Here is a 23,729-nt window from a genome sequence, read left to right as displayed (position 1 = left end):
AGAGGATTCCCAGAAGTCCACGTAGACTATGGCTACTCCACAAGCGAATAGAGCTTCTGACGGGCATCTCGAAAGGACACTCGTTGCTCAACTAACTTCTTTTCCTCAAGCCGAGAGATCACATATCCCACAGTTCGAGATGAAAGTCTGGTTTCTTTGACCAGTTTTTTCTGTGTGCACTCGTCCTCGTATTCCAGCGTCTTGTGTACCAACTTCGCACTCGGAGGCAAGTCCTCGAGCCGTTCTTTTGCGCTGCTCACTGTCTGTAGTGCTTCTTCTAAGTAGACGCTATAGGTCGTTTCGCTTCGGCATCTCAACTCATTCCTCAAGAACACCGGAAGACTACGTCAGGTCGAACCAGAGTTCATTCCTGTTCCCAAGTGACTGCACGGTTGGCACTGTCTAGTTACGCACTTCTGGCGTCGATCGACGTTTTAGCGGCTGTCGCAGCACTACTGCTGAAGAATGAAATACTTACTCCTTGTGAGAAATATGCTGAAGGAGCTGAATGTTCGTTGCTCGTCGATTGAGTCCTACTTGTGTAGGAAATAGATAACGATACCACAGGATCTATCACGTCTTCACCGGTCCCACGTCCTGCGGTTTCCCTTATCTAGACACTGCCGGGTCAAACCTATTGTTGACAAGCGAAAGGTTACGGAGGGCCAAAGCGTAAGTGTCGGATTCATGTTCGTCCGGGGAAATGGCGATATTGCAGGCTTCACGATGGACGACGAGTACAAGAAGCCGAGTAAGCGATAACAGTGGAGCCGACCCATCACGACGTCATCAGTCAAGCCCAGCTGATAAGGGTTCAAACTGAGGTAAGTTGATTCGTTTCCGGGAGTGAGGTGAATACGGTTACAGAACTCCTCCCAACTCACCCAGACCGAACAGCGACCAATTGTCGCCGACGTCGTCAGCGAGCCCATCGACGAACCCGCTCTTCGAGAACAACGCGAATTCCTCGTCACGCGTGTCCGATCCCCAGCGAACACGCTCGGCTTTCTCCCGCAACTGCGACACGAGGGCCGAACCAACCGGCTCGCTCGTCCATTTACATTCCGCGAACAAGATTCGGTTGGCGTCCGGGGCGAGCCCGACGATGTCGATCTCGTCTTCGCCGTACCACCACCGCCCGACCTCGGAATAGGACTCGAGTTCGCCACGACGGATCGCTTCCCAGATGGCCTCCTGACAGACGTCCTCGAACGTCGTTGCGACGTAGTCTGGAAGATTCGGCTCAATCGTTCCGTCGTAGACGACGTCGGGTGCTTCTTCGATGCTGGAGCGATTCGGTTCGACGAACCGGAACCAGAACCGGAGGAACTCGTCGGCCACCTGGTACCGCGACCGCTTGGACTGCTTTGCCGACGCCGTCACGGGCACCTCGCGGTCGATCAACCGCAGTCGCCGGAGGGTCTGAAGATACTTCGACAGCGGTCCCGAATCGATGCCGGTCGCCCCCGAGATCTCGTTGGGCGTCGTGTGTCCGGTTGCGATCGCCTCGAGAATGCTCATGTATCGCGCGGGGTTCCGTAGCTCCGTGCGGAGGAGGAATTCCGGTTCGTTGTAGAGGGCGGCCGTCGGGGAGAGAATATGCGTCCGGATATTCTTCTCGAGGGGTTGGTCGTAGTCGAAGAGGGTGAGGTACATCGGGGTGCCGCCCGTGACCGCGAACGACCGGATCGCGTCCTCGAGATCGTAGGCGATGACGTCCCGGGCCTGCCGGAAGGAAAACGGCTGTACGTCGATTTGGCCCGTGCGGCGACCGTACAGCGGGCTCTCGTGGCCGAGCACCTCTGACTCCATCGTGTTGACGCTGGATCCACACAGCACGAGCATCGACTCGGTCTCCTGGAGTTGCTCATCGATGAACGACTGGAGATAGGACGGGAGGGAATCGTTTTCCTCTACGAGGTAGGGGAATTCGTCGATGGTGACGACGAGTCGTTCGGTGGCGAGTTTCTCGCCGAGGTAGTCGAGGGCCTCGTCCCAGCCGTCGATCCGGGGCACGCGGTCGTCGAAGTAATCGGCCACTTTCTCGACGAACTTCTCGCGCTGGCGGTCTTCGGCTTCCTGGGCCGCCAAGAAGTAGATGTGTGGCCGGTCGGCACAGAATTCCTTGAGGAGTTCAGTTTTCCCGACGCGACGCCGGCCGTAGACCACGTAGAAGTCGTGGCTCGGTGACTCGAACGCCGTGTCGAGGGCGTCGAGTTCCTCCGTCCGGTCGTAGAAGGTCATACTCTGAATAATGATTACTGCGATAATGACTTATGTCTTCCTCCTGAGCTCACCGTCACCTCATCTTCATGAGCTGGTGATGGCATTGTTCCGTCATGGCAAGCGCGGCGTCGCCGCTCTCGGAACGGCGAGTGTTGGCACACGCGAACTTGGATCCGACGGCCGACGTGTGGGCGTTACGCGAGTCGGTGTAACCGTTGGGTTGGGTACCAGCCGAGTCAGGGGCCGTACTGCTCTTTGATCTGCTCGGGAGTAGGTTCCCGATGCGTACAGGTCAAACACCATCGAAGGGGCAGTTCGCCGAAGCCTTCAGCGGACACCTTCGGCGGCTTCTCACTGGCGGGGTTGAACCGAGCGTCGGTGAGCTGGTCTAAGTGGGCGCAATCGATGTGGGTGTGCACAACTGGCGCATCGTCCAGCGTGCCGGCAGTCATAGGAGCATGGACGCCCGGAACCGAGGTCGGAGCCTGCTCCCGTTCGTGCTCGTCTTTCTCCTCGTTTCGGAGTCTGTTCGTCGTGCGAGACGACGATGAATGCAGATGTGAATGGTGCGGTGAACATCCGTAGAAAGATAACTCAGAGTCCCCCGACGGGGGATATGAGTAACGGCTGGTTGGCACAGCCCGGAGTCTTCCTGTTCGACCGCGAGAGCGGAGGGTTCACACCGAGAGAACAGGGAGACTGCAACCCGTAATATCCCAACGCTCGGGATTCCTCCGGCTTTAGCCGGAGGAGGATGTCAAGGCTGCGGGAATGTAACAAATGCTTACCAGAGATCAGCGATTTGCCTCTTTACAAGCGACATCGAACCACTAGAGCGGCCTGTACTATAGGAGCGTTACTATGTCAAACCATCCATTGTTTGCGTCTGTTTTCTCAATAGACCGCGTAGTTCCATTCAGTCATCCAGTCACTTGGTATCCGAATCGAGGACTGACAGGGTGAAGGAAAACACCGATCCCTTACCCGGTTCGGACTCGACCCACATTTCACCCTCATGCCGCTCAATGATCCGCTGACAGAGCGCTAATCCGATGCCAGTCCCCTCGTACTCGTCGTGACTATGGAGCCGATCGAAGACGGTAAACACCCGATCCTGATCCTCCGGGTCGATCCCAATCCCATTATCCTGGACTGAGATAACCCACTCGTGTCCTCGACGCTCTGCCTCGATATGAATCTGCGGTGGGGTATCACCGCTGTATTGGATCGCGTTGTTGAGCAAATTCTGGAAGACCTGCCGTAGTTGGCTAGCATCACCCTCTACCTGTGGGAGGTCCTCGACGGTGATCTCGGCATCACTTTCGTTGATCTGTATCTGGAGATCCTCGCGCACGTCGTCAAGAACGGCGTCCAACTCAACCTGTTGGAACGGATCTCCACGCGTCTCTACACGAGAATACGAAAGCAGTCCGTCGATCATCTCGCGCATCCGCTCAGCACCGTCGACCGCGAACTCGAGGAACTCCTCGCCGTCTTCGTCGAAGGCGTCACCATATCGATCTTCAAGCAACTGGAGGTAACTCGTCACCATCCGGAGCGGTTCCTGTAAGTCGTGAGAGGCGGCGTACGCGAATTGCTCGAGACGTTCGTTCGATTCCTGAAGCTGGTTGACCGTCTTCTTTAGCTCCTGCTCGTACTGCTTACGCTCGAGTTCGTAGCCGACACACTGGCCCAAGAGGTCGAGGAACGATTGCTCGGCCTTGGTGAACTCCTCCCGCGGTGCCGTATTAGTGAAACAAACAGTGCCGTAGGCATCGTCATTGACAGTCACCTGCGTCCCGGCATAACACTCGAGGTCGAACTTGTGGTAGAGGGCATCCTCTTCCCATCCTGCTGCCCCAGCGTCAGAGACGCTGATCGAGTTCCCGGTGTCGACGACCCGACGACAGTAGTTATCCGTCAGCGGCGGCGTGAACGTGCCTTCGTCGAGGTCGGGGTGGGTGCCGTTCATATGTTCGATTTCGAACGCATCTATGTGCTCGCGGGTCAGCATCCCCACAGGGAGGTCGAGGCGGTTACATCCCACCTCGAGGAGTCGGTCGATCTTCTCGTCGGTGGAGAGGTCCGCGCTGGCGGTGATCGAATAAAGTTCCCGCTGTGCCTCGTTGTGCTCGCGGCGCTCAATCTCGTAGCTCACCCATTGTCCCATTAACTCAATAAACGAGCGTTCAGACGCCGAGAAGGGTGTATCGCGCGGTTCGGTACTCCCGAACCAGAGCGTCCCATACGGCGTCGAGCCATTCGATACCTTCGTTCCGAGGTAACTGATCATCTCGAACTCTTGGCAGATTGAATCCTCGGTCCAGTGGGTTCCCCGTACGTCGGCCATTGCGACCGGATCATCCCTGGTTACGGTTCGGCGGCAGTAACAATCGTTATCCGGGTCGGTCCAGAGTTCTTCGTCTGAGTCGAGTCCAAGACCGACGCCCTTCTCCAGCCGGAATTTGCCGTCCCACGACGGCAGGTGATTCAAACCACCCATCTCGAGATCGAACTGGTCGCGCCCCAGCTCAAGCAGGCGCTCGAGTTTCTCCTCGAATGAGAGGTCGGTGGCGGCCGTAATCTCGTAGAGGTCTCGCTGGTACTGCTCGTGTTTCTTGCGCTCTTCGATATGTCGGACGTTCGCGAGCACGAGTTCACGTCCGTCCAACGTGACTGTCGATGCTGTGACCTCTATCGGAATGTCATGACCGTCCTTGTGTCGGCAGTGGAGGTCTTCGTTCCATGCAGACCCTGTTTCGCGCACTTCGTCGATGAACCCCCAAAACTGATCCATCTCATCGGGATGCAGGTCAGACGGTCGCATTGAGAGTAATCCGTCGCGAGCGTATCCAAAATGCTTGCATGCGGCCGGATTTACGTCGACGAACTCACCTGCTTCAGGATCAATGAGGAAAACGGCGTCGTCGCTCTGCTTGAACACCGTCTCGAATCGATTTTTCGTCTGACGGAGTTCCGCTTCATACTCTTTGCGCTCGGTGATGTCGACGAGGGTGACGACAGCGCGATTCACCTCGCCGTCTGCGTCCTGGACGGGCATGCCATGGTTGAGAACCGTCCGACGCTCTCCGTCGAACCCTTTTATTTCGATCTCGTCTGGGTCAGTCACCTCCTCACCTTCGAGGGCCCGAGCAAGCGCCCACTCGTCGGGATCGACTGGGTCACCCGTGTCCGCCCACCAACCGTCGTATGCATCGTACTCGGCGACTGACTTGGATTCAGCGACCTCGCCGCCCCAGATTTCTTCGGCTGCTTTGTTCCACTCGACGATCTGTCCATCGTCTTCGGCAACAAATACAGCGACCGGGAGGACGTCGATGAGCGCCTGTAACTGGTTCTTGCTCTCCTGAAGTGCCTGTTGGCGTTCCTTTTGCTTGGTAACGTCGCGAGTCAGCGCTACTTGGACAGTCGTTCCGTCAGGGCGCTCGAGCGGCGCTGCGTGCGATTCCATGTGGCGGCGCGTGCCGTCTAGTCCGATGATGTCGAATTCTAAGGTGTCACTTTCTCCTTGGCAGATCCGCTCGTTAAATTCGCGGAAGCGGTCGCGGTCTTCGGGGGCGATCAGGTTGTAGACGCACTCACCGGTCACGTCCGATGCGTCGTCGGCTTCCACCATCTCTAACCCGGCAGAGTTCATCTGGAGCAACGTCCCGTCCGGGGCGACGGTCTTGATGCATTCGGGCGTGGTTTCGACGAGCGCACTCAGATGCTCTGTGCGCTCGTGCAACTCCTGTTCGCGCTGTTGGCGATCGAGTTCGTACTTCACCCACTGTCCCATCAAGCGGTGGAATGTGCGCTCCTCCTCAGAGACCGGAGCATTGCGGGGCTCCTCGGCAACGAAGAAGAACGTGCGATCGTAGCCGCCATCGACCGGGATTCGGGTGCCGAAATAGGCGTGTACACCGAATTCGGCGAAGCAGGCAGCGTTCTCAAATCCCTTGTCAGCCGGATCGGTAATCTCGACCGGTTCGGGAATAGTAACGTTTGGTCCTGCGTCGCTGTCAGCGATGACTCGGCAATAGGTTTCAGAGAGGTCAAGTCGTGCCTCAGGGGTGAGTTGGTCATGGTCACCGCTAATCGCTTCGACCTCGAATAGGCCGCTCTCTGAATCAACCCGGGCCAGTCCGCCGAGGTCAAAATTGAACCGCTCGCACCCAATTTCAAAGAGTGCATTGAGTTTTTCGTTGAACTCACGGTCAGCGTCCGATATGATCTCGTATACCTTGCGCTGGTAGTGCTCGCGAGTCTTAACAGTCAATTGCGCGTTGGTTCGATCGATCAGCGTCTCTAACTTCCGGTCAAGCTCGCGCGACAGCTGGTCAGGGCCGAAGTATTCCTCTGGCGGTGTGTAGTAGACATTCTGGCAGATAGTAGAATCGTAGATGAGATAGGGATGAGTCTTGATGACGTCGTGGAGGATGTCCGCCGGGAACCGGTTGCGGTTGTACTGACAGAGGACGGTATAATCCTCGCCGTCGTAGAGCGGATTCAGGAGCTCTTCGTACTCGCAGAGCGCGGTAAGGTCTGTGTCGTCAGCGTTGAGCGCCCATGTCATCTCGGCGGCGGCTCTGAGTCCCGTGAACTCATCGGCGGTCGCGTCTGCTAGGGTGTCTTTCCAAAACTCCAACATCGCTTCACGATCGAACTCACCGGTTCGGCGGTAAGTTTCCTTTTCCGTGTGTACGGAGAGTGCCCCGGATTCAAGGACGGCATCGACATCAATGCCACCTGACCGCAACGCGTCTAGCACCTCGTCAACGGTGTTGTCGTCAGCAACGTAGACGCACCGTTCGCCTTGCTCCAGACCGTCCTGGATGAACGGAACGACCGTCTCGAACTGCTCGGTTTGATCCTCGTAAATAAACGCAAAGTGATCGTTATCATCGTGTTCGTCGGCCGATTCGGCGGGACCACGAATCCCGATACTCGATTGTGATGAGTTGACCTGACTTCCCGGTTTAGTCTCAGTCTGCTGAATAGTATGGTTACTCATGGTTCACTCTCCGAGCATCCGAAAGTCCTCAACGTCGTGCTCATGTTGATCCCGGGAACGCTTGGTACCCCCGGATTCCTTCCGTTGAAACGAATGAAAAGACCAACGGTGAAAAGAGTATCGTGGTTCGCATTCCCCTTCAACGCTGACACGAACGTCGACAGGTTAGACGCATAGTGAGTAACCTCCTCTCGCGCTTAAAGACGCGGGAGGTGATCAGCTGTAGTCAACTGCTATTGTAGTCCAACTAGTTCGATGGTGGTCTACGTTCGTCGGTGGATTGAGGCCGTGTTCTCCAAAACTCCCACCTCGTATTGTGATCGAGTCCATCCCAGGCACTAGTAGTCAAGCCGGTTTAAGAGTGATATGATTAACAGGCCAGGATGCGTGGTATAGTCAAATGCGGACTCGAGAACTCCCGGAAGAGGCACCCGGACACTATCGCGAGTCTCATCCATATCCGTACTACATTCCGGACAAGCTCCCTCTCTCGACACGGATCGATGTCGACGACGAACTTACGGAGCGTATCGCCGATGCGTCCTTCCAGCTCGGCCGAATCGACGGTTTCAGTCCGACCGTCGATTTCTCGCCGGTTCTCTATACTTCTCTCGTCCGGCTCGAGGCCGTCGAAACCGCCGAGATAGAAGGGGCCGATGTCGACGTGGACGAGGTATACGCCCACCACACGCGGACTAGCAGAGACGAGAACATCGATGTGAGCCGGGACTTACAGGAGGTCCTGAATGCCGAGCGCGCCCTTCAAAACGGATTCAGTGCGATCAAACAGGGCGAGCCGATAACGCTCGACCTCCTTCAGTCGCTTCACGAGTTGCTCCTCGAAAACGTTCGCAACGAAGGCGAAGTCGTGGGAGAATGGCGGACGACTGATGTTCACCTTCCCTCTCCGTACGCCAGTCAACCGCCGTTCGTTCCCCCGCCGCACCGATTGGTTCCCGAGCTGATGGATTCTCTGGAGACGTATCTTCAGATGGGCGGCCAATATCACCCGCTCGTTGATCTCGCGATCATGCATTATCAGTTCGAGACGATCCATCCCTGCGAGGACGGGAACGGCCGGCTCGGCCGCATTCTCATCGTCTTACAGCTCTGCGCTGAGGGGTATCTGAGCGAACTGTATCTCTATCCGAGCGCCTACTTCAATCGCAATAAGCAGGAATACGTCGAGAAAATGCGTGCCGTGAGCGAAACCGGGGGCTGGCGAGAGTGGATCGCGTTCTTCATCGAAGGAATCGAGGTGCAGGCGCGGGACTCGTACGAGCGGACACAGCGGCTGATGGAACTTCGGCGCGACTACGAACAGCGGTATCCACAGCAGAAAACGAGTCATCGTCTCGCGCGAGGCGTCTTCGACATGCCGTATTTCACGGCCAACGATGTCCAAGAGGAGTTCGATGTCAGTCGACAAACCGCGTATAATGCCATCGACGAGTTAGTGTCCGACGGTGTTCTCATCGAGACGACCGGCAAACAACGGAATCAAGAGTATAAATTGGTCGACATCTTCGACATCCTCGAGAGAAGGCCAGATCACTAACTCGGAAACAGTTGGCTCATTGCCCACTATATCGCCTATGTAGATAAACCCACTTAATGGAGGGGATTGGCGTTGAATATCCAACCGACCATCGACGGTGGTTCGCGTAGCAGTTGTCGGCTTCACTCTCGCCTTGAGTGAAGATAGCCACTAACTGTCTCCGCCGCCAACCGGTGTGTCTGCTCATTGATCTGGCCGAGTTCTGCTCGCGACAACGCCGTTCGAGGAACCCCGCCGACGCAAGCACCGTAGCCTGCAAGGAGCACAGCGAAGGACAACGAGACGCGTGCGTCTCGCTAGGCGCGGGACTCGAGCGTCCCAGGGGCTTTCGGCTGTTAGTCAGCGTCAGTATAGATTTCATCCAGGTTGGACGTGTTCCCTCGAACTCTTCACAACCTCGGAGGATAGAAATGATGCGTGCCTTTCTTTCATAACGGGGGCTGTGAATTTGGAAAGTGTGAAAGCCCCATTAGATCGGCGATTACCGGAGTATTCAACCTAGAGCGATGTGTGGCGAGTTAAGAAACGAAGCACGTCGGCCGAATTAAACTGTATTACTCAAGACGGGGCCTATTCTTGCTCTGTGTCCTGACCTGATTTTCGAGTTAACTCTGCAACGAACTCCTTGATGATTCGGCCTTCTGCGCGGTGGAGTACCCCACTCACAGCCGATTTATTGACATTGAAAGTGTCTGCAAGCTCGGTGAGTGTACACTGTCGGGGACTATCATAGTAGCCGTGCTTGACCGCTTCGACAATACACTCCTGTTGGCGATCTGTAAGCAATCTGCTCAGAGCGTGTGTCTGTGCTATTGTCTGGATCTGGTACGGGATGTCGGCAGCGGCTAACTCGGCTGGAAGTTCCGATAATCGCTCGAAAGAGGCAGTATGTTCGGCAGATAACCACCCGTCCTGCAAGTGGGCGGGAAATGTGGGGAGATTCCCTGATGCGCGAAGTGCGCGGTTTGATTCCGTTTCTGGAATCATGTACTGGATCAGTACTATCTGCTCATTGGTATGTAACACCTCATAAGACATCTCCATTGCACCGTCGAAGTGCTGGATGACCGTGGTGGCGTCCGACGTTTCTATTTCTACGAGTCCGAGTATCCCTTCGTCCACGGGATGACTCGATAATATCGTGAACTCTTCGTCGGGAAGTTCAGTCGAGATCATGGCGAGCGGATCTTCGCACGCCGCAGCATCGAACTTCAGTTGTATACGAGGCACAGTACTCAATGATTGGTCGGAGCCCCTCTTAAACACATGAACAAGTTCACAATCAATTCCACGACGACACTCGTCCACAAGTTATGTATGTCAAAGACGACTGACGTCGCCATAGTTGGGGGAGGCCCAGCAGGACTGAGCACCGCACTGCTCAGCGCGAAGAATAACCTCGACACGGTCCTGTTCGACACAGATGAAACGTGGATGCACAAAGCACACTTGTTCAATTACCTCGGCATCAAGAGCGTGGATGGCTCTGCGTTCGTGGAAACGGGCCGCGTACAAGTTGACGAATTCGGCACGAGAAGAAAACAGGGCGAACTAGTAACAGCCGTCGAAAGCGTAACAGACGGGTTCGTTCTCACGACTGATCAGGACGAGTATGTGGCTGATTACGTGGTGCTGGCTACGGGTGCAAAACGTGACCTCGCCGAGAAGCTTGGCTGTGTTCTCGACGAAAACGGTATTGTGGACGTAGATGTGACGATGGAAACGAGCGTTACAGACGCCTACGCGACGGGTGCGATGGTGCGCGCCGAGGAATGGGAAGCGATCATCGCAGCGGGCGATGGCGCGGCGGCCGCGCTCAACATTCTCACGAAGGAACGAGGTGATCACTTCCATGACTTTGACGTGCCCGCGGACGCCAAGTGATCCGCTCCAGTTCACAATTGTTCCCTATCTGTCTGCGAACGGTTCACGCCCGTGTTCGTCGGCTAGATCACCGCAAGGTGCTGAGCGGACGGTCTGTCGTGAGAACCCCCGACACACCCTCGAAGAGGCCCATAAATTCGCTGCAATGGAGCATGAGCCTTCGGGGCTGAGAGTCACTGGCGCTCCCACTCGAAAAATTGAGTCCCACATCAGAACCAAGAAACTCCCATGAACCAGATCGAATCCATCATCAGTGACTGGCCCGGTGTCACGGTCAAATCGCACGAGCGAGGAGGGGGGCGTGAATTCATCCTCGATGGTCGAGAGATTGGCCACGTTCATCATGGCCAGCTTGTCGATATACCGTTCGCCAAGCGCATCCGTGACGTCCTCATTGAAGAGGGACGAGCCCAAAAACACCACGTCTTACCTGACTCCGGGTGGATCTCCTATCGCATCCGCTCTGACCAAGATGTTGATGGAGCAGTTTGGCTCCTGCGCGTCTCGTACCTGTACCACCTGCTCGCGTTGCAAAAGCGCGAGGAAGAACATCCCGCGGGAGACGCGATCGAGATCGACGCGGCACTCGCTAAGCTGGACATGAGCGACGCACTAGAGCACATGTTCAGTGATCTGAGGACATGAATGAATAGTGAAATGGCCATTCCGCGTCCGCGGATCGCCCAAGCGACGCTGTTGCTTGCCAGCATGCTGACCATCATGGCGGGCGCGACGATCGCTCCTACGTTGCCTGCTATTCAGCGGGAATTCGCAACGACACCGAACGCCTCGATTCTCGTTGGACTCGTACTCACAATGCATGGACTGTTCATTGCGGTAGGAGCGCCCATCATCGGGTCACTCGCTGATCGGTATGGCCGCCGGTGGTTGTTACTCGGCTCGACAGTAATCTACGCGATAGCCGGTAGTTCGGGGTTCGTGCTTGATTCGTTGGTTGCGATTCTCGCCGGGCGGGCTATAATGGGATTAGCCGTCGCGGGTGTGATGGTAACGGTGACGGCGCTGATCACCGACTACTACGAAGAGGACCGCCGTGAGACGGTTCTTGGGAGGCAGGGAGCGTTCATGTCGTTCGGTGGTGTCGTGTTATTGCCGCTTGCAGGTGTGCTCGCCGAAATCAGTTGGCGCGTTCCCTTCCTCGTCTACGCGACTGCATCCCTCCTTCTGCCTCTAATGGTATTTGCGTTGCCGGAGCCCGACCGTCATAAACCAACCGGGGATCGCGCGACGAGCATCGACGAACTTCATTTGACACTTGTTCGATTTCCGCTGGGGTCGCTCGCGCTCATTTTCGCGCTCGCGCTTGTCAGCCAGATTATTTTCTACATGATACCTGTTCAGGTACCGTTCTATCTCGAAGCACAGACGGGGGCGAGCGCGACACTAGTCGGCGTTGCATTGACAGCGTCGACATTCACCGGTGGGGTGGTATCGTTGCTCTATGGACGTATTCGAACTGTTGTGAGTGTGATTGCAATTGTCGCACTTATGTTTTCCTTCATGAGTATTGGATTCATCGTCATCGGGGTGAGTCAGACATTTCTTGGAGTCGTCGCTGGACTGGTTCTCGTCGGTGCTGGCATTGGGGTCATCCTCCCGAACCTCAACACGTGGATCGCGGCGATTACGCCGGAAACCGTTCGCGGCCGGGCTCTTAGCGGGCTGACGAGCGCTATTTTCTTCGGACAGTTCCTATCACCGATCGTGATACGCCCGGTGAGCGAGACAATCGGGCTCAGTATGACGTTTCTCAGCGTCGGCGTGATACTGGCGGGTGGCGCAGTTACATTCACTCTTGCGGCGGTGTACGCCACACCACCGACGGAGTTGGATTCGGAGCCGACGAGCAGCTAGGCACTGAGGGAGTACTCGACTGAAGGATGCCCGTATTCCACATCACCACAGCGAAGCATCAGTTCAAGCAGAATGTATCCTAGTGACAGCTTTCGAATGAGATATCTCTATGAGTCGTATCAATTTGGTATCGACATCCGAAATGATCTATATACTACTGATATCGTCACTGCTTTTGAGCGTCTCGACCGCTTGATCGACACGATCAACGACGGGTATCCAGCGTGGCATCCTAGACCATCAACCCGGATCTGGGTCATCCCCCGAAACTGTGAACTCTTCGATCAACAGTCCCGGCTCGACGATACTCCGCTCACCAACCTCGTAGAAGATGGCCTTCCTTAGTGCATTGATCCCAGAAATACTGCGGAATAGTCGTCTGGTTTTTCTGAGTAGTAGTCATGTAGGCAACGTCAGGGATGTGAGTCAGTCCACCATGTTACAATAGGTACCTATCGTACTTGGTGTCAATTTATTGATTGTGTCCTACACTCGTTTAGAGCAATAACTGCCTCTTGAGCAGTTCGCAACGTTTACCAATGAACTACCCGAGAAACGATCCACAAGTGATTGGAACTATCGGAATTCGGAAATATCCCGGAGAAACTGAAGGTGACCTCCGCCAACCTCGTTTGTATGTTGTCCGAAGCGTTACAAACCGAACTCGTGGATTATCTCGAGCGTATCGACTGGACCGGCGATAGCGAACGGATCGCCCGCTTATGGAAGCAGGGGACGTGGCTGTTGAACAGGACGCCACGCAGGTAACCGTCGACCACGTCGACCAGGCTCGAGAATCCCTCGAGCGGAGTCGGATCGTCGACGGCGTTGCTGGTCTCACTCAGCAGGGGCATCTCGTCCTGTATGCCCTCCTGATGTTACACGAAGAGGGAGAGACACCGATTCGGGCGCGTGACGTGCAGGATCGGTACGAAATTATCTGTGGCCGAGCTGCAGTTGACCCACTTGTTCCCCGACGGATGCGTGACCATCTCGGCGAGCTTTCGATGTTAGGCATTGCAAGTCGTACAGAGCGGAACAGAGGTGAATCGGGTGGTCGGTACTACGAGTACGCTCTCGACACAAATCCCGATCTCCTACTCGAAGCTCTCGACGAGACAGTAGACATGGTGGGGGTAACCGACGCCGTTCAGCAGCGTCTTGATCAGGACCTCTGACACTCGAAAGACACTGGACACAATGGGGTGTATTCTGCCGACTGCTGGTGATTTGGACACTGGACAGAGTGGGGTGTCCTGCTACTCTCGAGGAGTCTGAGACACTGGACAAACTGGGGTAGTCGTCCGAGTAGACACTGGACACGATGGGGTGTCCTGCTACTCTCGAGCTATCCGAGACACTGGACGTAGTGGGGTGGGTGCAGTGCAGTTCAGTTCAGTTCGCAGATTGTGAGAAGACACTGGACACGATGGGGTGTGGGCACTTGATTAGCTGAAAGTAGTCGCTGTATCCCCACCCTGCTCGCGCCTCCCGTTCGGTCGGCGCTCGCTGAGGAAGGGGGCTTAGCGCCTACTTTCAGCTAAATACAAAGTGTGAGTTGGGCAAGCCTGACGGAGGTCTTCACTCTCCGGGGAGCCTCATCTCTGAGGGATCGGATGTCTCCGTCATATGCCGCCGGTACTGTCGCTCTCCGAAGTAGAGGACGCTCCAAGCCACCGCGATAACGGTGAGCGCGAAGGGGATGCCCTCGTACTTTAGGAGGGGCAGGACGGCGAGAAGCAGGCCGACGAGCAGGTCCTCCGGACTGCCCGCATACCTGACGAGCATCACGGGCCCGACCCACCGGTCTATGGGATGGACGAAGATAATGCCGTCGCCGTCAGGTTCGTCGCTGGTCTTCTCAACATCGACGAAGAGGTCGGTGTAACAATGGAGGGTGGCCGCTGCAAAGAAATACGTCCCAACCACGAGTACTTGCGCGCCGACGACGGTGGCTGCCAAGAGAAACAAGCCTGTGAATATGCTGTAGTATGCCGGGTAGTGGAGTGTCTTCCGGTGTTCGAGCTTCGTATCAAGGTCCGGAACTACGCCGCCGATGAAGGCGGTGACTGCGACGACACTCAGTAGTTCGGGGTGCCACCTAGTGGCCGTCAGCGCGAGGAGCAACCCAGCCGTCGCGTGGTTCGGCGTCATCATAGTCCAGTCCCTAACCCCCCTCTTTGTTCCAGATAGTGTCCTCTCACTCTTAACCTCACGGCAAGCCACTCACCCGATACCGCAGGTTCAGACATTTCTTGGGGTTTCGCAATTCTAGCCAGAGGACTTCTGCGGATGGAACCCAGTAACACGTACACAGCAACTCTCCATCGTTCATTTCAGCCGACATTAGATCGATTCTCGCACTAGTCTGGGGAAGGATTGATGACTATCGCTGTTATTAACCACTCCTATGAGAGCATATCTCATAGGAGTTCTCTAAATGGTACTTTTCGTGAGTGTCATACCTATGTATCAAAAATAGCACGAATCAAACCTCTGCTTCAATTCCCATTCACTTGCAATGCGCGACCCAGTAACCCGGCGAGATACGCTTGCATCGATGCTTGTAGTCGCCCTGAGCGGGAGTGCGGCTGCGAACCCCGGACGGGGAAACGGTCACGAGACCCACGATGAGCACCACGGCCCAGACGAACCGACGCTCAATCGCTTCGCAACGACGGTCGCAGGTGCGGAGTTTACTGGTATGTTTCTCTCGGAGGACGGCCAACTCTTCTTCAATGTCCAGCACCCTTCCACTGCAGAGGGTGACAGCGTTGCAGAGGGATACCTCCCTGGGGCCGTCGGCGCTGTCACTGGCGTCGATATGAATGATCTCCCTGCAGATTTCTCGAGTGTCCAACCACCGAAGGGGCCCGCGACCCGCGTTAAGACGGCCGCTGGGGACTACCAAGTCCTCGCCGAGGGTGGCGACGAGACCGTGAACGGGAAGAAACTGGGTGTCCCGTATAATGCCGACGGTGAACCGATGACGACGGGCGCAAATCCGGATTTTAACGGGTTTGTCCCCACCGACGACGAGTCGAACGAAGGCTATCTCTTCACGAACTGGGAGACTCAGCCCGGCATGGTCAGCCGAATACACATCAGTCAGTCGCGGAACCAGGGGAAGTGGACGGTCCACGAAAAGCGCAATCTTGACTTCCGCCCTGTCGAGGGGACGTGGAATAACTGCTTCGGCACTGTCTCCCCGTGGGGAACGCCGCTTACATCCGAGGAATACGAACCAGACGCATACACGTGGTTCCACCCCAAGAAAACCGGGTACGGAAACCCAGAGGAAAGCTTTGAGGAGTACCTTGGCTACTCCGGGAACCCGTACCGATACGGCTACATTGTCGAGATAGAGGACCCGACCGCCGACGAGCCGACCCCAGTGAAACGATACTCGATGGGACGGTTCTCTCACGAAAACTCCGTCGTGATGCCGGACCAGCAGACGGTCTACATGAGCGACGACGGGACGGGTACCGTCTTCTTCAAGTTCGTCGCTGACGAACCCGGCGATCTCTCGTCGGGGACGCTATACGCCGCCCGGGCGAGACAGGAACGCGGGTACAATCCTGCGGATGTCGGCTTCAGCCTCGACTGGATCGAACTCGCCCACACGACCGACAAGCAGGTCGAACAGTGGATTGCAGAGTACGACGATCAGGACCCCTCGACTGATCCTGACTACGTCACTGACGACGAGATCCAGCGCTGGGCGAACGGGAACGCAGCGGACGACCGTGCGGCATTCCTCGAATCGCGTGCAGCGGCTGCTGCCGTTGGCGCGACCGACGAGTTCCGCAAGATGGAGGGCGTCAATATCAAACGGGACGCGCAGCCGGGTGACTTCCTCTACATGGCGATGTCGGAGGTAAACGAAACGATGGCCGACCAGGAGGGTGACCTCCAACTGAAAGGGAACAATTACGGCGCAATTTATCGGATGCGTTTAGACGGCCGGTATAACGTCCACAAGATGGAACCCGTCGTGACTGGTGGTCCCAATGCGAACGTCTGTGGCGGTTGTCCATATGACGCCGCACCGAACTCGAAAAGCACGGTCTGTCAGGACTGTGAGTTCAACCCGACGAAGCAGGACGAGAACGGCATTGTCGGCGCGGGGATGCAGAAGATGAAAGGCACGTTCTCGCGCCAAGAGATTGATCCCGAGAACACCATCGCGAACCCTGACAATCTGCTGGTGATGCGGGACGGTCGTGTCATCATCGGTGAGGACTCCGACCTCCACCGGCCGAACATGATGTGGATTCTAAACCCCGGCCAGCAGTAACTCACTCTGATTTACTCTCCCATAATCGACTGACAGTCTGCTTCGAATCGAATGTCTGGTTTGTCGTTTTGAGTGTTTTCGACGTATACCTCGATACCCACCTCATTCGAGCCATCACAAGGGAGTGCCGGTTGCTCGAAGCCCGGCCAGTCGCGTTCAAATCGAGTTCCGTCAACGGTCACGACGATGGTTTCGGGTTTGGTTGATGCTGGAAACGTCGCATCCTCGTCAGCCTCATTACTGTCTGAGAGGTGGTATTCCTTCTCGAAAAGGGATCCCCTTCTGGTTTGTGATCGTGATAGCAACGTGGTGAGTCTCGTTACGGTCACCCGGATACATTTTCACCCAATGTGGATCAGATTTTTTGTTGACTGTTGGGGGTGACCCCGAAGCAGTACATCCGCTGGTGACAGAGAGTGTCACGCCCGCACTGGCAAGGAGCATCCGTCGGCTAATGGAGGGCATTCAAGACAGGCAGATGATGTTAACGTTATTAATAATTGATATGATTTCTATATAGTTGGGAGAGCTACCATTCCTGCCGACGTTGGAAGTACAGCGCAACGGTGTGAACTACCCCTGCCTACTCGCCAGCTAACGCTGGCTCCTTGAGGCAGGGGCTTCCTGCTTCGACGACGCGACGTGCAGACACGGAAAGCGCAATGTGACGGTGCCCAATCGCTGGGATTCACGTACACGCCGTCACCCATCTCAGTGTCGAATCCGAGGACGTCGACTTCGGCGGGAAAGTCGACACCGTATTCGTCACGGTACGTTTCGATCGTGTCGGTTAGTTCTGACACTCGAGTCTGCAATTCCTCGATGGTGTGTTCTTGTGCCAACTCGTTCATGTGCTGCCACTCGAAGTAGTCGTCATTGTGTTCGTATCGGACAGGCCGCCCCTCGTGATGGATACCGATGCCGAGGTCGGCGTAGAAAGAGAGATGTGTCCGTACCGACTCCCCCAAGCAGTCCGCCTGTTCAACGATTTCGGCGGCCGTCATCGGTTTCCGGGCGTGCAGCACCGCGCCGTAAAAGACTACTCTTTGACAGGGCTTTGGGATTGATAGTGATCGAATTCTGTCTCGGCCCGCAGTGAACACATTCCTCTTGGTCGGTGTCCTCCGTGCTAGTCGTTCCGAACGCTTGCATCACCTCGCCGACGTCCGTATCGCCCTCACAGCGAGCGGTCGATTTCCGTCGCCGTCGTGCCCATCAACGTTATATTAATTTCTCAGAGACTGTCTGTATGACCACGTCAGAGGGATCTCGAGAGTCGATTTCGTCCACCGGTGCGTCAGTGACGTTTTCCGAGAAGGACATTCGGCAACTCTGTGGGGACGCCGATGGGAGTGACCGACTACCCGACCTCGAACGGAAGGGGCAACGCGTGCTCGAGATCGTCGAGCGGACGTTTTCGGGTCACGAGTGGTTCGACGACTTTACCTGGGGCGGAGCCGACGGATCTCCGGCCCTCGAGGCGAGCACCTCCACGCAGGAAGGGACGCAAGCGATGTGGCTCTCACTGGCTCACGAACAGTACCGGGAGATCGGTGGTCGGACGAAGGGACTCCAGCTCGAGTTCGGCCTCGACGGCGGCGACAAGCGGGGATTCTTCGACCGTGACGTGCTCTGCGGCGTGTATCTCGGACCCTGGGTTACGGAGTCGGTTCTCGAGGAATTCACGAGTCGTCTCCAGCGACATGCCGACGAGATCGCGGCTCATCTCGCGGACCACGAGAACCACGTTCTCCACGTTGGCGATCGAATTCTTCGTGCACCCACACCAGAAACGGTACGGGAAGTAGGTGCGGATTGCTCCGACGGCGTTCTCCTCACGGCCGATCTGACGTTCGCCGACGTTCGAGATGATCCAGCGATCGTAGGCCGGGTTTGCGAGACGTTCGCGAGCGTGTGGCCGCTGTACGGACTGTTGGCTGGCGTTGATATTCCGGCCACCGGAGACGATGCAACTCTCATGCCGGCCGACGTCGGCCGGACAGGGGAGGACGCCCCGAAGGAGACGACTGGCCGCCCGAGTCTGGCGGACGATCCGTCGGTGGCGCCGACTCGAGAGTCGATTCTGTCGCACTCGGATTTGGACGAGGAGCAAGTCGAGCAGACGCTCGATGCGCTCGCCGAGCGCGGAGCGACACGGGATGAAGCTCTTCGTATTCTCAGCCAGTACGTCGGCGATATGGCTCGTGGGAACGGGCTGTATTCCGTCTCCGGTCTCGGTCCAATGACGGGATACACGCTCGAGCAGGCCGGCATCGCGACAGTCGACGAACTGGTCGAGACACCGCTCGACGAACTACGCTCGATCGACGGAATTCGAGACCGGCGGGCACAGGTCATCCTCGAGGCGGCGGTACAGCGAACCGGGACGCCGACAGCCGAACGGGACGACGACGGTACTCGGGATCGCTCGGGCTCGGCTGACGACGGCGAGCAGCGCGTCGTGACGGACGACGGCGTCGCCGTGGAAGCAAACGCCCTGTCGGAATACTACGAATCGGTTCGTAGCATGCGGAAGGTGCTCGAGCTGTTTATCCTCTCTCCCGATAGCCCGCACGAACCGGACGATTTGACCGATCCGCTCGTGCAGTACTACGTCCTGTTGGACGCCTGTATCGCGTTCGGATCGGCCGACATCGCGTTCGCCGGCTACGGCCCGCAACATCAGTCTCGGCTCCCGTTTAGCACTACTGCGTATCGCCGGGCGTTCGGCAATGGGAACTGGATCACCGAGTATCGGACAATCGACGTCGAACCGTTTCAACTCGAGACCCGGGAGTGGCTGCGCGAACGGGCACGCTTCGAGAAACCTGAAGTGCTCGTTCGACCCGTACCGCCACAGGGAGAGCATCCGCTCCCGGAAGTCGTCACCTCCCTGGACGAACTCGAAGGAGCGCTGACTATGCTAGATCAGTTTCCGGCCTATCCGTCGATCCCCACGGATCCCGAGGGAGCCACGACCGACAGGACCATTCCCGTGGCGGACCTTTACAGGCGGATCTTCGCCGACCTCGATACCGAACACAGGGTAGACCTCGATATGCTCTCCGACTCGGTCCCGGTGGAGGAACTCGAGGGGCCGGTCGTCGAGGCGACACCGACGACACCGGAGGAAATCGATTCGTTCCTGGGGACCCACGAGAAACTGACACACCTGTTCGGGCGGATCGAGCCACCGTCGGAGTCTCCAGTACGGCGATCGGTGCCAGCGTTCGCTCTCGACTGGTACCGACCGCCGGGACTATTTTTCCAGCAACTACAGCAGTTGGCGAAGTCCGGATCGTCAGAACCGGTCGAGTTCTTCTTACCCCGACTACAGGACTTAGTCAATCGACGTCTCCTCCAAGATTACTGGGAGTATGATTACATCTGCGTCTTTCCGAGCCACGAGGCGTCCTCGCTCAGTGAACCCTTGGTCGAACTCGCACAGGAGGCTGTTCTTGATACGTCCATCATGTACACGCCGCTCTTGGAGCGGACCGAAACGGTTGGGCGACAGCGCGGAAAGTCCCGTGAGGAGCGACTCGAAGCGGTTCGGAACCCCACGCAGACGCTTCACTGCCGGTCGAAACTCGACGGTGAGACAGTGATCCTGCTCGACGACGTGAGTACGACCGGCAGTTCACTTCTCGCAGGTGCCCATGCGCTCCGTGAGGCCGGGGCGGGACGCGTTCTCGCTCTCACGCTCGGATTCACACCGGGGGAAGCGATCGAGACGAGAAAAGTAACATCACCCGACGGATACGTCTCCGAGATCGTAGCGGGGACAGAAAAATGAACCTCGACGACCTCGCCGGGCTCGTGGCCCTCACCGAGATCGGTGGCATCGGTGACAAGCGGGCGATGGAACTCTATCGCACGTTCGAGAGCATCGACGGCCTCCTCAATAGCCCTCGGGATGCGTTTTCCGAGTTCCACTACGTCGATGCAGAAGCGTACGACCGCTTGCAGTCGCTCGAACCGACCATCGAGGAGACGCGCCAGCAGTTCGAACGCCACCAGGCCGACGGGATCGACGTCATTGGAATCGAAGACGATCGGTATCCCGCTACGCTCGCCGCCCAGCATTCGCCACTCGTCATCTATGCGAAGGGGAACACCGAGCTACTCCAACAGCGGTCCGTCAGCTTCTCCGGATCTCGTGAAACCAACACCACCGGTCAGGAGTGGGCACGTGAAGTCGCTCGAGACCTCGCCGCCGAGGGATACGCGATCGTGAGTGGAGGTGCACTGGGTACCGACACGGCGGCTCATGAGGGCGCACTCGAGGCGGGTGGATCGACGATCGTCGTTCTAGGAACGGGAGTCGAGACGCCATACCCGGCAGAAAACGAGCCACTGTTCGAGGAGATCGTCGATGCCGGTGGCGTTCTCGTCTCACACCGCCACCCGACCGCAGAGCCGACGCGATCCGGATTCCTCGATCGGAACAAAACGCTCTCTGCACTGAGCCCCGGTCTGGTTATCGTGGCCACTGACGGCTCGGGAGGGACGATGTCTCAGTACGACGACGCAACCGCACAGGAGCGGCAAGTGTTCGTTCCGACGTCGACGCCTGATATCCGACCGTACGAGGGGATTACCGAAATTGTAACTAGCGGATCGCCACTGGCGATCGAAACGGCAACGGAGATCCTCGAGTGGTACCAACGAGAGGGCTCCACGGACGCAAATCCGGCCACTGAGACGGAACACAGCGGTGACGATACCGGGCAAGCAACGTTGGCTGACTGGGGGAGCGATAGCGGCGAGCAATAGCCGTTTTGCTTGGATAGCAGTGGGGTTCTGCCAAATCTCAGTCACATATCATGGCTGCTGAGGATAATGTCTCTCTTACTATCCGTTAAATTGCTCGAGTTCGCTCATCGTGACGCTGCCATCGGCCTCCCGGGTGAGAGCAGACAGGGACTCGGGCGTTTCGACGAACACTGCTTCACCGCCGTCCGAATCGAGATTCTCCCGAAGCACGTTTTGACAATACACTGTCCCCTTACGCTGCGGTGTGGGATGGCGGGTGTGGCCGACGACTTGCGGCGGCGCATCCGGAGGCAGATGATCGAAGTCGAGCCAGACGAGTCCTGCACCAGGACTCTTTGGATGCCCCTTCCCAACACCGAGAACGCGCTGATGGTCGTCGATGACCCGCCGTTGCATCGCCACGTCATCCTCGGTTCCGGCAGCCTCGAGCAGTTTCGTCGCAGCGTCGACGAGCGATTCGTTGACTTCCGCGACGCGATACTCCGCCGGCGAACCGGCGTGGACGTAAGTGACGTTGTACCCATGATAGGCCGCTACGACGTGGCCCGACACGATCTGTTCGAGAAACAGCCGACGGTCGGCAGTGTCCACCGCACCGGCGAACCACTGCGCGAATCCGAAGTGGTCGGGCGAAAGTATAATCGCCTCGTGGTTGCCGAGAGTGACGCGGACCCGTCCGGGTGGGGCCTCATCGACGAGTCTGGCGACCAGCTCGAGCACCTCCTCGTTCGCCGGCCCTCTATCGACGAGATCCCCGTTGAACACGAGCACGTAATTCTCGTCCGCCCAGTGGAGCGTTCCGTCTGTCTCGCGGACGACTACTGAATCGAAATCGGGGTGGTCCGCCGCCGTTAGTAGCGCGCTCCGTGCTGACTCGAGATAGCCGTGAATGTCACTGATGCTGATAATAGTCGGCGGCTCGCCCTCACTGGAGAGACCGTCGATGGAATCTCGAACGGGGGACGGGAGTGAAGTTCCGTCACCGATAGGGAGTGGCATCGTGTCCGGTCGTTCGGACTGATGGATTAAGTTTGTGAACTACTCCTGCCTACTCGCGAACTAAAATCTTTGAGTGAATGCTGCTAGATGTCACTGTTGGTGTATGCCTGCTGTTCGAGCTTCACGGTTGCTAGCACAATGGATACATGCTGGCAGATCACCATCAACGCCGAAAACTCGGAAATAATTTTCGGTGACGTGAGAGCCACAACCATCACATTCTGGCATTATCCGAATTCCAGTTGTCACTCCACCGAATATCTTGTTCCAACACACGTTGGTTTGTGGGGCACGGTCTATGGTAGTAACTGAAACAATTTACACACTAATCGCAACGCTGTCGTGCAATCTGGTGTGCAATGACGTTCAGTTGCTACTATAGTTTAGCACCTCTGCTGGCGTCTGTCCGTTGAGTGACTAGTGCGGTCGCTGTGTGTTATAGTAGTGGATAAACTACTCAATCCTTTCTTTAGTGCTTTCCCGACTGTCGACCCACGAGCTATGGAAGCGGTCGATCCGCATTGTGAGCGTGTGAAACCACTCTTCGATGTGGGTTCGATCGACATAGTCTGGATGATCGCTTAATCCTACTCGAGAGAGGGCAGTCAGATAGCCAGCACCATCAACAAGAAACTCAGCCTCGGCGAGATCGTGTTTCTCGGCGAATCTATGCAGAAATACAGCAGTTAGCTCGGTGCCTCGCCATCTAAAGAGTGCGACATCGAGGATGAGTTTCGTGTCAAGGTATATTGCAGAATATATCCAAGACCGGTCGCCGTTGATCTTGCTAGCGGTTTCATCAACCCCGACCCGCGACGGTGAAGCCGCCCTCAGAACGCGTTGCGTTCTGCTGTCGAGGCGAATCGAAGATTCGCCGACCATCGGAGCGCTTTGCGCTCCAAGAGGCCGCACGAGAGCTTCGATCTCGTGGACGTCAGCAGGTTTGGTACGCTGTCAGCCAGCCGATGCTCCCAGTTCCAGATCGCCTGATGAGGGCGTTCAGCGCCTATTAAGCGAAGACTCACTTGTATCTCCCGAAGTGAACAGCTGGCCGCGTGGAGGCGGACGGCGAACACCCTGACGGGCGTCGCCGTTCG

The 23,729-nt window shown here is 56.9% G+C and carries 14 protein-coding genes and 3 pseudogenes; 9 read left to right on the top strand and 8 right to left on the bottom strand.

Annotation, left to right across the window (positions count from 1 at the left end):
- Positions 1 to 32: 32 nt before the first annotated feature.
- Positions 33 to 131, bottom strand: coding sequence for a hypothetical protein (locus ACJ70B_RS19290; RefSeq protein ID WP_408960693.1), 99 nt, complete (start codon positions 129 to 131; stop codon positions 33 to 35).
- Between the two features lie 730 nt (positions 132 to 861).
- Complete coding sequence (locus ACJ70B_RS19285; protein WP_408960627.1) at positions 862 to 2,244, bottom strand: ATP-binding protein; 1,383 nt, start codon at positions 2,242 to 2,244, stop codon at positions 862 to 864.
- 505 nt (positions 2,245 to 2,749) lie between these two features.
- On the opposite strand from ACJ70B_RS19285, the pseudogene ACJ70B_RS19280 reads away from it, so the two are divergent.
- Positions 2,750 to 2,938, top strand: a pseudogene (locus ACJ70B_RS19280) (RNA-guided endonuclease TnpB family protein); the annotation flags it as partial.
- 216 nt (positions 2,939 to 3,154) lie between these two features.
- Here ACJ70B_RS19280 and ACJ70B_RS19275 read toward each other — a convergent pair.
- A complete protein-coding gene (locus ACJ70B_RS19275; RefSeq protein ID WP_408960692.1) occupies positions 3,155 to 5,230 on the bottom strand; it encodes an ATP-binding protein in 2,076 nt (691 codons plus the stop codon).
- Positions 5,210 to 7,240 (bottom strand): annotated as a pseudogene (locus ACJ70B_RS19270) (MEDS domain-containing protein); the annotation flags it as partial. The gene ACJ70B_RS19275 and the pseudogene ACJ70B_RS19270, both read right to left, overlap by 21 nt.
- Positions 7,241 to 7,640: 400 nt before the next feature.
- On the opposite strand from ACJ70B_RS19270, the gene ACJ70B_RS19265 reads away from it, so the two are divergent.
- Entirely contained in the window at positions 7,641 to 8,798 is a 1,158-nt protein-coding gene (locus ACJ70B_RS19265) for a Fic family protein (protein WP_408960626.1), read from the top strand.
- A 570-nt stretch (positions 8,799 to 9,368) separates the two neighbouring features.
- Here the strand turns inward: ACJ70B_RS19265 and ACJ70B_RS19260 are convergent.
- Positions 9,369 to 9,974, bottom strand: a complete 606-nt coding sequence (locus ACJ70B_RS19260) for a helix-turn-helix domain-containing protein (RefSeq protein WP_408960625.1) — start codon at positions 9,972 to 9,974, stop codon at positions 9,369 to 9,371.
- 141 nt (positions 9,975 to 10,115) lie between these two features.
- On the opposite strand from ACJ70B_RS19260, the gene ACJ70B_RS19255 reads away from it, so the two are divergent.
- The 4 genes from ACJ70B_RS19255 to ACJ70B_RS19240 all read left to right on the top strand — a co-directional run bounded on the left by ACJ70B_RS19255 (position 10,116) and on the right by ACJ70B_RS19240 (position 13,735).
- A complete protein-coding gene (locus ACJ70B_RS19255) occupies positions 10,116 to 10,682 on the top strand; it encodes an FAD-dependent oxidoreductase (protein ID WP_408960691.1) in 567 nt (188 codons plus the stop codon).
- 228 nt (positions 10,683 to 10,910) lie between these two features.
- The gene (locus tag ACJ70B_RS19250; protein ID WP_408960624.1) at positions 10,911 to 11,327 is read left to right on the top strand and encodes a luciferase family protein; all 417 of its coding nucleotides are present in this window, start codon (positions 10,911 to 10,913) and stop codon (positions 11,325 to 11,327) included.
- Positions 11,328 to 11,339: 12 nt separating this feature from the next.
- Positions 11,340 to 12,557 (top strand): MFS transporter, encoded by a 1,218-nt coding sequence (locus ACJ70B_RS19245; RefSeq protein WP_408960623.1) that lies wholly within the window; start codon positions 11,340 to 11,342, stop codon positions 12,555 to 12,557.
- Positions 12,558 to 13,279: 722 nt separating this feature from the next.
- Positions 13,280 to 13,735 (top strand): hypothetical protein, encoded by a 456-nt coding sequence (locus ACJ70B_RS19240; protein ID WP_408960622.1) that lies wholly within the window; start codon positions 13,280 to 13,282, stop codon positions 13,733 to 13,735.
- Between the two features lie 403 nt (positions 13,736 to 14,138).
- On the opposite strand, the gene ACJ70B_RS19235 is transcribed toward ACJ70B_RS19240, so the two are convergent.
- Positions 14,139 to 14,714 (bottom strand): metal-dependent hydrolase, encoded by a 576-nt coding sequence (locus ACJ70B_RS19235; protein WP_408960621.1) that lies wholly within the window; start codon positions 14,712 to 14,714, stop codon positions 14,139 to 14,141.
- A gap of 403 nt (positions 14,715 to 15,117) precedes the next feature.
- Here ACJ70B_RS19235 and ACJ70B_RS19230 point away from each other — a divergent pair, with 403 nt between their 5' ends.
- The 3 genes from ACJ70B_RS19230 (at position 15,118) to ACJ70B_RS19220 (ending at position 21,633) form a co-directional block, all read left to right on the top strand.
- The gene (locus ACJ70B_RS19230; protein ID WP_408960620.1) at positions 15,118 to 16,857 is read left to right on the top strand and encodes an alkaline phosphatase PhoX; all 1,740 of its coding nucleotides are present in this window, start codon (positions 15,118 to 15,120) and stop codon (positions 16,855 to 16,857) included.
- 1,249 nt (positions 16,858 to 18,106) lie between these two features.
- Complete coding sequence (locus ACJ70B_RS19225) at positions 18,107 to 20,653, top strand: DNA double-strand break repair protein Mre11 (protein WP_408960619.1); 2,547 nt, start codon at positions 18,107 to 18,109, stop codon at positions 20,651 to 20,653.
- Positions 20,650 to 21,633, top strand: coding sequence for a DNA-processing protein DprA (locus tag ACJ70B_RS19220; protein ID WP_408960618.1), 984 nt, complete (start codon positions 20,650 to 20,652; stop codon positions 21,631 to 21,633). Before ACJ70B_RS19225 ends, ACJ70B_RS19220 begins: the two co-directional genes overlap by 4 nt.
- A 78-nt stretch (positions 21,634 to 21,711) precedes the next feature.
- Here ACJ70B_RS19220 and ACJ70B_RS19215 read toward each other — a convergent pair whose 3' ends face one another.
- Both ACJ70B_RS19215 and ACJ70B_RS19210 read right to left on the bottom strand, forming a co-directional pair.
- The gene (locus tag ACJ70B_RS19215; protein ID WP_408960617.1) at positions 21,712 to 22,632 is read right to left on the bottom strand and encodes a metallophosphoesterase; all 921 of its coding nucleotides are present in this window, start codon (positions 22,630 to 22,632) and stop codon (positions 21,712 to 21,714) included.
- A gap of 417 nt (positions 22,633 to 23,049) precedes the next feature.
- Positions 23,050 to 23,708: pseudogene (locus ACJ70B_RS19210) on the bottom strand (IS6 family transposase).
- Positions 23,709 to 23,729: the final 21 nt, after the last annotated feature.

The organism is Natrinema sp. 74, from assembly GCF_046097095.1.
Classification (GTDB): Archaea; Halobacteriota; Halobacteria; order Halobacteriales; family Natrialbaceae; genus Natrinema.
The sequence above is the reverse complement of the archived record's forward strand: the minus strand, read 5'-3'. Positions and strand labels throughout refer to the sequence as shown.